The following is a 10,644-nucleotide window of genomic DNA, read 5'->3' as shown; positions in this document are numbered from 1 at the left end:
AACAGCGACGGCATCCTGGACATCCTGCTGGCCGGGAATTTTTATGACGTGCTGCCGGAGATAGGCCAGTACGATGCCAACTATGGCCTGCTGCTGGAAGGCAACGGCAAGGGAAAATTCGTGGTCAGAAAGCCGAAGGATTCGGGGTTCTTTACCAAAGGCCAGGTCCGGAAGATGAAGCAGGTAACCGCAGCAAACGGGCAGGCTTATTTTCTCCTGGCAAAGAACAAGGACAAGCTGCAGGTCTTCAGCCTCCGGGAACAGGGGCTGAAGATCGCGACCCGGTAAAGGAGTGCGCGCAGTGCTAACATTAATCAGCCTATGAAATTTCACCCCATGCTATTAACAAAGCGTCTTTACTCCCAATTGCTGACCATCGGAATGCTGGTGGGGACAGTGGCTGTTTCCCTGTCCGTTACCGGCTGTCAGAGCAAAGCGGATCGGGGAGAACGTGCCCTTTTCGAAGCCCTGGACTCCGCGCAAACCAAGATCAGCTTCGTCAATCAGGTACAGGATACCGACAAGCTGAACATCCTGAGCTACCTGTATTTCTACAATGGAGCTGGTGTGGCGGCTGGCGACATCAACAACGACGGGCTGGCCGACCTGTATTTCGTCTCGAACCAGGGCAAGAACAAGCTATACCTGAACAGAGGCAACTTTACCTTTGAAGACATCTCGGAAGCAGCCGGCGTGGAAGGCTATTCCGACTGGCAAACCGGAGCAGCCATGGCAGATGTGAACGGGGATGGCTTGCTGGATGTATACGTGAGCGCCGTGAGCGATTACAAAGGCCTGGAAGGAGCCAACGAACTCTACATCAACAACGGTGCAGGAGCTGACGGCAAGGTGACCTTTACTGAAATGGCTGCCGATTATGGCCTGGACTTTACGGGCTTCTCCACCCAGGCCGCCTTTTTCGACTATGACCGGGATGGCGACCTCGATGTATACTTGCTCAACCACGCCGTGCATACCTCCCGCAGTTACGACCGTGTGACCACCCGCAACCTCCGCAGCAACGAAGCAGGGGATGTGCTGTATGAAAACCAGATGATCACTGCTGCCGGAAGCACTCCCGAAGGGAAGGCGGTCAAGTTCAAAGACGTCAGCGAAAGAGCCGGTATCTACGGTGCCGCGATGGGGTATGGCCTGGGCGTGGTGGTAGCTGACATGAACAACGACGGCTGGGATGACATCTACGTGGCCAATGATTTCCATGAAGACGATTACTATTACCTCAACAACGGCGACGGCACCTTTACCGAAAGCGTGAAAGACCACTTCCGGCACCTGAGCCGCTTTTCGATGGGCTGCGATGCCGCCGACATGAACAACGACGGCTACCCGGACCTGATGACCCTGGACATGTACCCGGAAGATGAAGTGGTGGAGAAGACCTCGATGGGTGAAGACCCGATGGATATCTACCTCTATAAACTGCAGTTCGGGTACTTCAACCAGTACAGCCGCAACTGCCTGCAGCTAAGCCAGGGCAGCGAGAAGTTTTCGGATATCGGCTTGATGGCGGGCGTCGCGGCTACTGACTGGAGCTGGAGTACCCTGCTGGCCGACTACGACAACGATGGTATCAAAGACATCTTCATCACCAACGGCATCCTCCGCCGGCCCAACAACATGGACTACATCAAGTTCGCCTCCTCAGACTCGATGCTCCATGCTCCTACTATCTCAAAATCGCTGGATACGAAAGCGATCGGGATGATGCCGGAGGGCAAGGTGCACAACTACCTGTATAAGGGAACGGAGCAGCTGCGCTTCGAGGACAAGTCCCTGAACTGGGGATTTGAAGAGCCCACCATTTCAAACGGAGCTGTGTATGCCGATCTGGACAACGACGGGCATTTGGAGCTCATCACCAATAACATCAACCAGGAGGCCGGGATCTATAAAAACAAGGGCAGCCAGCGAAGCGGCAACCATTACCTCAAAGTAAAACTCAAGGGAGAAGGACTGAATACCTTTGGTTACGGAGCGAAGGTGCTGCTGAAGAGCGGGGAAAACCTGCAGGTACAGCAGCTGATGCCCACCCGCGGGTTCATGTCTTCTGTAGAGCCGGTATTGAACTTTGGCCTGGGCAAGCTCAGCAGTGTGGATACGCTGTTTGTCATCTGGGGGAATCAGAAAGTGGAAGTGAGGACCAATGTTCCGGCCAACACCACACTGCTGCTGGAAGAGGCTGCTGCCGGGGAAGAGGCAAAGGTATACTATGCCCATTTTGCCCCGAAACTTCAGCCTTTGTTTGAAGATGTGACCAAAACGTACCCGGTAAACTTTACTCACAAAGAAAACAATTACCTCGAGTTCTACCGCGAAAGCCTGATCCCATTTCAGACGTCAACGGAAGGCCCTAAACTGGCGGTGGGCGATGTGAACGGCGACGGCCTGGATGACTTCTATGTAGGAGGCGCCAAATGGCAGGCTGGTTCCCTCTTTATCCAGCAGTCCAATGGCAGGTTCCTGCCTTCCAGGCAGGCGCTTTTCCAGACAGATTCTGTGTATGAGGATGTCGATGCCGTTTTCTTCGACGCCAACAACGATCGGCACCCAGACCTATACGTGGTGAGTGGCGGCAACGAGTTTTATGGCCAGATGAAGGAGCAGTTTGACCGGCTATACCTGAACGACGGGAAAGGCAACTTCAGCAGGAGCAAGGGGCTGCCGCCCATGTATGATAACAAGAGCTGTGTCCGTCCGGTTGACTTCGACAAGGACGGCGATCTGGACCTGTTTGTTGGCGGCAGGGTATTGAGCTATCAGTATGGCAATCCACCGAATTCCTACCTGCTTCTCAACGACGGCAGGGGTAATTTTACGGACAGAACCGAGCAACTGGCACCGGAGCTGCGCAAGGCAGGTATGGTAACCGATGGCGCCTGGTTCGATTATGACCGGGACGGGGACGTGGACCTGGTGGTGGTAGGCGACTGGATGCCGGTAACGGTGTTCGAAAACAAGGGCAATAAACTGGCGAAGGTCACTGACAATGAAGTGCTCAACCAGTCTGTGGGGTTCTGGCAAACGGTTAAAGCCGCCGATTTTGATCAGGACGGAGACCTGGACCTGGTACTGGGGAACCTGGGCACCAACACCAAGTTCAGAAAGAAAGAAAATGCGGGGCTGCGGATGTATGTCAAGGACATCGACGGCAACGAAAGCATGGATCAGGTCCTGGCCTATAAGCTAGATGACAACTGGTATCCTGTGGCTACCAAAGACGAGTTAGGGAAACAGCTGCCGCTTATCAACAAGAGGTTTACCAGCTACAAGGCGTATGCAGGCAAACCCGTGGAGGAGCTTTTTGAGAAAGAGGAACTGAAAGATGCCCGCTTACTGGAGGTGAACACATTTGAGTCGCTATACCTGGAGAACCTGGGTAACGGAGATTTCAGAAAACACCTGTTGCCCAACCAGGCCCAGGTATCCAAGATCTTCGCGCTGCATGTGGAGGACCTGAACCGCGATGGACACCTGGACATTCTGGCTGGTGGTAACCTGTATGGCGTCAGCACTTACCAAGGCAGGTATGATGGCAGCTACGGAGTATTGCTGGCCGGCAATGGCAAAGGAAACTTCACCGCTATACCTCCGGCTGAGAGCCGCTTCCTGCTGGACGGGGAAGTGCGCGACATCAAGAAGCTGAAAACCACGCAGGGGGAGCTGATGCTGGTGGCGCGCAACAAGCTGCCTGTGCAGCTTTTCAGAAAGCTGGATCCTCCGCCTGCAGGAAAGCAACTGGTGTACGATCCCAGACCCCAGAAGCAAACCCAATAGCAACCGTGACTTTAGCGTTAGAAGCGGTAGCTGCTCAACTAATTGATAATTTGATATTTGCAACTAATTTGTTAACTTGATCAACAAAAATCCTGAGACATGAAGAAGCCATTCCCATTTGTCAGCCTACTTTTTCTTGTTTGGGGAATAATGGTCGGTTGCCAGGAAAGAAACAAGGATTACCGGCAGGCTGCTGCCGAACCTGAATTTCTGCACCAGTCGGTGAATAAGCTCACAGATGTGATCACACACGATATCTTTTCCCCGCCGGTTGCCAGCAGGATCTATATCTATCCGCAGGTAGCTGCTTACGAGGTGCTGTTGCATGATTACCCGGATTATCAATCCCTGAATGGACAGTTGAATGGCTTCAAAGGTATACCGCAGCCCGCACCAGACTCCGTGTACTGTTTTCCGCTGGCCAGCCTGAATGCCTTCCTCACCGTTAGTCGCAGCCTCATCTTTTCTTCTGATATGCTCGATGAATACGAAGAGCAGCTCTATGACAAATACCGAAAGATGGGTGTGCCCGAAGATGTGTTCGACCGTTCGGTGCGCTACGGCCAGGTAGCAGCCAAAAGCATTCTGGCCTATGCGGCAGAGGATGGGTACAAACAGACAAGAGGGTATCGCCATACCGTGTCCCAGACTGCCGGCCGCTGGGTACCCACGCCACCGGCTTACATGGATGCCGTCGAGCCTTTCTGGTTCAAGGTTCGTCCTTTCGTCCTGGATTCCTGCAGTCAGTTTGCGCCCGCAACACCAGCTGTATTCAGCCCGGATACGGAAAGTGACTTCTATAAGGAGATGCTGCAAGTGTACGAAACCACGAATCAACTGACAGAAGAACAAAGAGAGATCGCCAGCTTCTGGGATTGCAATCCCTTTGTGATGCACACCACGGGGCATGTGATGTATGCGACAAAAAAGATCACGCCGGGTGGTCATTGGCTGGGTATAACAGGTATAGCAACACGCCAGGCAAAAGCCGATATGATGGAAACCCTGGAGGCCTACGTGCGGGTGTCTGTCTCGCTGGCAGATGGTTTTATCTCTTGCTGGGATGAAAAGTACCGCAGCGATTGCATCCGGCCCGAAACAGCCATCAACATGCTGGTCGATGAGAAATGGGTGCCGCTGCTGCAAACGCCGCCCTTCCCGGAATACCCCAGTGGGCACAGTGTCATCTCCAATGCAGCTGCCGTCGTGCTGACCGATCTGTATGGGCCATCTTTTGCTTATGTGGACTCAACCGAGGTCGCCTATGGTTTGCCTGTCAGGTCTTTTAACTCTTTTATGGAGGCCGCTGAAGAAGCCGCTATCAGCCGTCTGTATGGGGGCATTCACTTTATGCCAGCCATCGAGAACGGGGCGGCGCAAGGGAGACAGGTAGGCTCCCATGTTGTTTCGAGGCTCCTAACCAGGAAAGAAGCCGGCGATCTGCCTGCTGTTGCCAGTAAGCAGTAAGGGATGAAGCAATTAATAGAGCAGCGATTTCACGCCGATATATTCCTTTAAGTTGACTTAGAACACATAAGAATGGGGAGTTTGATTTGCTGAATTCCTTTTAGTTCGTGTACCCAGATCCAGATAACGGTTCTCTGAGTCTTTCGTGTGGCCCTTCTATCTAAAAGTCTAAATTGTTTTTCCAGCTATAATATTGATGTGACCTCCATATTATAGCTGATGCTTCCTATACCTGGGATCCGATGGGCAAAGGCTCTTCGCGACTTCTTCATCTCGAAGCTTGCTGTAGGAGACATCCTTATCCCGTGTGCAGGTATACGCGGGTTAGGAAACCCGCAACAGGTTAGATTCGGATGGAGAAATCCGAATCAGCTTACACCAGTTGTGTAACAGGATAAATGTCCTATTCTCCCTTATCAGACCCTTGCAGCTTGCTTGCAGCGCAGCTTTATTAAGATTCAGCGCTGAGATTCATTGCGCCTGACTATGCGTTTTTCTGCATACTTTATAAAATAATCTGCATAATGTTTGGGTTATAGAGATAAATTTTCCTTAATTCGTGGGTAAATTTGAAGTGAGTGCGTGCTTACTGCGCGTTTATGCTTCTTTAAAAATGTTTTTTTCAGGTATAGCAAAGCCCCTGCGGTGCCGGCACCTGGAAGGAAAATAAAATTTACAGCAGCAAGGGTAGGGCCAGAGGGCAAGGCTACCTGAAAGCTGTGAAAACTGAACAATGAACCGAAATCCATTCAAAAAGAATATGTCTTTTAACTTTAGGGTAGTACATGCGTTGCTTATGCCCTTGCTGCTCTCCGGAATAGTAAGCTCCTGTAAGCCCCAGCAGACAGGTATAGCAGCTGCGCCAGCACAGCAGCAGCAGCCATCTTCTGTTTCGGAAAGCAAAGCGATCGTAACAGCAGCTGACCAGACGGCAGCATACCTGCCATACCTCAAAGGAAAACGCATCGGCATGGTGGTCAATCCGACTTCCATCATAGGCAACACGCTGAGTGTGGACAGCCTGCATGCCCTGGGTGTGAACATTGTTCGGGTGTTTGGTCCGGAGCACGGTTTCCGCGGCGATGCCAGTGCCGGGATTAAGGTAGATGACAGCGTGGACCCGAAAACTGGTATCCAGGTGGCATCCCTATACGGTGCAAAGAGCAAACCCTCCAAGGAAGATTTAGCCGATATCGACCTGATGATTTTCGATATTCAGGATGTAGGCACCCGTTTCTATACCTATACCATCACGCTGCATCGCGTTATGGAAGCCTGCGCCGAAAACGGAGTGGAGCTGATGGTGCTGGACCGTCCAAATCCGAACGGCTTCTTAATAGACGGGCCGATCCTGGAGCCGGAAAATAAGTCGGGCATTGGCATACACCCCATCCCTATTTCGCACGGACTTACGATAGGCGAGTTTGCCCAGATGATCAACGGCGAAGGCTGGCTGGCCAACGGGGTAAAGTGTAAACTCAACATCGTGAAATTGAAGCACTATACGCACGACATGCCTTATACCTTGCCGGTAAGTCCATCGCCTAACCTCAACACACAACAAGCCATCCTGCTATACCCTTCCACCTGCCTTTTCGAAGGCACTATCTTTAACCATGGCCGGGGCACCTACTTCCCTTTCACGGTAATGGGGCACCCCGAGATGAAAGGCAAGTACGACTTCAGCTATACCCCGGTAGGTATAAAAGGTATGGCCGAAACACCGCTGCACCAGGATAAGGTTTGCTATGGGCTTGATCTGCGCAACTATGACACAGAAGAATTCCGCAAGACCGGGCGGATAAACCTTAGCTGGATGATAGAGTTGTACCAGGCCTATCCGCACAAAGAGAAATTCTTCGACCGAAAGCAAAGCAACCAGATCGGCGACATTAACAAACTGGCCGGCACCAAGCAATTCAAAGAGCAGATCATAGCTGGCGTGTCGGAAGAAGAAATTCGCAAAAGCTGGGAGCCGGGCCTGAGTCAGTACAAGCAGATGCGGATGAAGTACCTGCTCTATCCGTGAGGCTATACCTGGTTGTCGGCTCTGTCTGTAGCTCATCTGGGTACTGCTTAGGTGGAGGAAGAATTGAATTATTCTGACAGGGTATGATTCGCCTCGCTTTGTGTGCCGGCTGAGGCGGAGGCTCCAAAAAGGAGAACTCAGTTGCCCTGATAGAGGCTATAAGGCAGATGCGACTTTGAAAATGCGTAGCCTGTTTGCGTTTTTTTAAGTGAAATAGGTTTCAGTTGCACGAAGCTGAGCAAAAGGATTCCAATGGACCAAGGTGACTTAAATCCTTTAAATACAGTTGGTTACTTCAATTGCAAACGTTTGTGCAGAATTTATATGAAATAAGTTAAACTAAAAATTCAAAAACTAGAATTAGTTTCTGTAAAAGATACGAGGTTTACAGGCTGCAGCTTTTTCTTTTTTTCGTCAGAAATATTGCAATAACCTGTGTGCTGTTCTGTTTTTTATTTAGCTTTAAAGTAAACTTCATACAACGCTTTCAATAAAGAATAGCCAGGTGGGTAGGAATTGTATTATGTGTATTTATTGTAAAATGTATATATAGTAGTATCCTGTTTAGATTTTCGCCTAGGTGCCGGGGTTATTTTGAAGGACCACGGGGCAGAGCAAGGTGGTGTTCAAGTAGAGTTCAAATTTTTGTCATCCATAAATTCTATGTTTTTTAACCTGTTACTGTTTTTGTTCCATACTAATCCAAATCACTAGCCACGCTGTTATGATGAAAAAATTACATTGTCTACTATGGGGGATCTGTTTTCTCCTGTTTCATTTTACAGTTAGTGCTCAAAGCACAACTGTAACGGGGACGGTAACTGCCGCCTCCGACAATTCGCCGCTACCAGGTGTGTCGGTCGCAGTAAAAGGTACTTCAAAAGGAACTGCAACCGATGTTAACGGTACGTTCAAAATTGAAGCTGCACCTACCGATGTGCTTGTTTTCCGCTTTATTGGTATGAAATCGCTGGAAAGAACGGTGGGAAATTCCACGACCATTTCCGTTAAACTCGAGGATGACTCTAAGGCTCTTGGAGAGGTTGTCGTGACAGCACTCGGCATCAAAGAAGAGAAGAAGACTCTCGGTTATGCTATAACAGAAGTTAAAGGGGCAGCCATTGCTGAAACCCAGCGTGAAAACTTCGCAAACGCCCTGGCCGGTCGTGTGGCAGGTGTGGATGTGTCCTCTACTTCAGGTCTACCTGGTTCTTCTGTTTCAATTATGATCAGAGGTGTAAGTTCATTGAGTGGTAGTAACCAGCCACTGTATGTAGTAGATGGACTTCCTATCAGCAACAACAGCTTTAACACAGGCAATTTTGCAGGTGCTGCTTCTACTCAGTTAGAAAACCGTGGTGTTGACTATGGTAACAGAGGTGCAGACATTAACCCGGAAGACATTGAGAGCATCACTATCCTGAAGGGTCCTGAAGCTTCTGCGCTTTATGGTATCGATGCTGCTTCTGGTGCAATTGTCATCACGACCAAAAGAGGTAAAGCAGGTTCCATGCAGATCAACTACAGCAACAGCTTCCGCTCCGACCGCATTGTAAGCTACCCTGAAATTCAACGCGTTTACGGAAGAGGTGTAGAAGGTGTATCGGATGATGGTACGTCCATCACGACCTACTTTGGTGAACCATATCCTTCTGAAGCTAAGCTCTATGATAACGTAAGAAATTTCTTCCAGACAAGCAATAGCCAGAAGCACAACGTGTCCGTTTCTGGTGGTAATGACAACGCTACTTACCGTGTGGCGGCCTCTTATACAGATGCAGGCTCATTTATTCCAAATGCAGGTCAGGAAAAATTCAACTTTACGACAGCACTTACTTCGAAACTGAACAAGTACATCTCAACTGACATTTCGATAGCCTATACCAAGTCTGATGTGCAGTCAGTTTTCAACGTGAGTGGAGGTCCTATGCTGGGTCTGCTTTCATGGCCTTCTAACGACGATGCCAGTGTATACCTGAACGAGCAAGGCAACAGAAGACGTTTCTCTACAACTACCAGTACCGCTTTCCCTGAATTGGAGAACCCGTTTTTCAACGTAAACAAAAACTCTATCAACACGGCAAACGACCGTTACATCACCAACGCCAAGTTGATGATAGAGCCAACTTCGTGGTTGAGATTTGTGGGTAACATCGGTTACGACTACTACACCAACAAAATCACGCAGATACGTCATCAGGAGTCTAGACTGGCTGGTTCTACAGGCGGTATTTTTGACCAAAGTGTTGACAACGACAGAAACATTAACGTGCAGTACTATGCCCAGTTGACGCACGCTTTCCTGAACGACAAACTGACGACCGACTTTAAAGTAGGTAGTGCGGTGTACGATCAGAACAACTACGTACAGTCGGTACAGGGTACCAAGTTTCTGGCCCCTGGTCTGTACTCGATCGAGAATACAGATCCGGTGACACACCGTGGTAGAAACAGACTGTCTCAGCGCCGTTTGGTTGGTGCATTCAGCAGCCTGAACATCGGTTACGATGGCATGCTATACCTGAGCCTGACGGGCCGTAATGACTGGACTTCTACACTGCCAAAAGCGAACAACTCATTCTTCTATCCATCTGCAGGCCTGAGCTTTATCTTTACTGAGCTAGCACCTTTTGCAGGTATCAAAGATGTGCTTTCTTATGGTAAACTGAGAGGTTCTATTGCACAGGTAGGGAAAGACGCAGCGCCCTACATGATCAGACCTTGGCTGGAGCCACGCACTACAACAGGTGGAGGTTTTGGTTATGCTTTCAACGGTCCAAGCGAGAATCTGATGCCAGAGATAACGACTTCGTTTGAAATTGGTACAGAATTGAAGTTCTTCAACGACCGTTTGGGACTTGATGTAGCCTACTTCAAGAAGGTTTCCAAAGATCAGATTGTAAGAAACATGCGTCTTAGCTACGGTACAGGTTATGTACTGAAGACCTTCAACGCAGGTGAGATTGAAACAGGTGGTTTCGAATTCCAACTGAATGCCACTCCTGTGTTAGCATCTGACTTTACATGGGATATGTTTGCCAACTTCAGCCACAACTACTCTGAGCTTGTAAAGCTGCCTTCTTCCATACCTGAGTATTACAACTCTGATACATGGTTGTATAACAACATCAGAAACGGTGCGCGTGTAGGTGGTCCTGTTAACTCACTTACAGGCTACGACTACCAGCGCAACGCAAAGGGTGAAGTCTTGATCAACCCTTCAACTGGATATCCGCTGAGAGACCTTACCGAGTGGAAAGTGATCGGTGACAGAAACCCTGATTTCATCATGGGCCTGGGCAACACTTTCACTTATAAAAGCCTGTCGCTTAACTTCCTGTTCGAGCTTCGTC

At 49.7% G+C, this 10,644-nt stretch carries 5 protein-coding genes; all 5 read left to right on the top strand.

Features of this window, described 5'->3' with window-relative positions; translation table 11 throughout:
* A partial coding sequence (locus OB13_RS05520; protein WP_461489151.1) for a hypothetical protein occupies positions 1 to 288 on the top strand: 288 nt, incomplete at its 5' end.
* Between the two features lie 48 nt (positions 289 to 336).
* Positions 337 to 3,795 carry a VCBS repeat-containing protein gene (locus OB13_RS05515; RefSeq protein ID WP_461489150.1) on the top strand — a complete coding sequence of 1,153 codons (3,459 nt, stop codon included), beginning with the start codon at positions 337 to 339 and terminating at the stop codon, positions 3,793 to 3,795.
* A gap of 99 nt (positions 3,796 to 3,894) precedes the next feature.
* Complete coding sequence (locus tag OB13_RS05510; RefSeq protein ID WP_461489149.1) at positions 3,895 to 5,262, top strand: vanadium-dependent haloperoxidase; 1,368 nt, start codon at positions 3,895 to 3,897, stop codon at positions 5,260 to 5,262.
* A 760-nt stretch (positions 5,263 to 6,022) separates the two neighbouring features.
* On the top strand, positions 6,023 to 7,291 hold the full coding sequence (locus tag OB13_RS05505; RefSeq protein ID WP_461489148.1) for an exo-beta-N-acetylmuramidase NamZ family protein: 1,269 nt from the start codon (positions 6,023 to 6,025) through the stop codon (positions 7,289 to 7,291).
* A gap of 853 nt (positions 7,292 to 8,144) precedes the next feature.
* A partial coding sequence (locus OB13_RS05500) for a SusC/RagA family TonB-linked outer membrane protein (RefSeq protein WP_461489147.1) occupies positions 8,145 to 10,644 on the top strand: 2,500 nt, incomplete at its 3' end.

The sequence above is a fragment of the Pontibacter sp. HJ8 genome (genome assembly GCF_054824225.1).
Note: the sequence above shows the minus strand (reverse complement) of the source record. Positions and strands in the feature narration are given on the sequence as shown.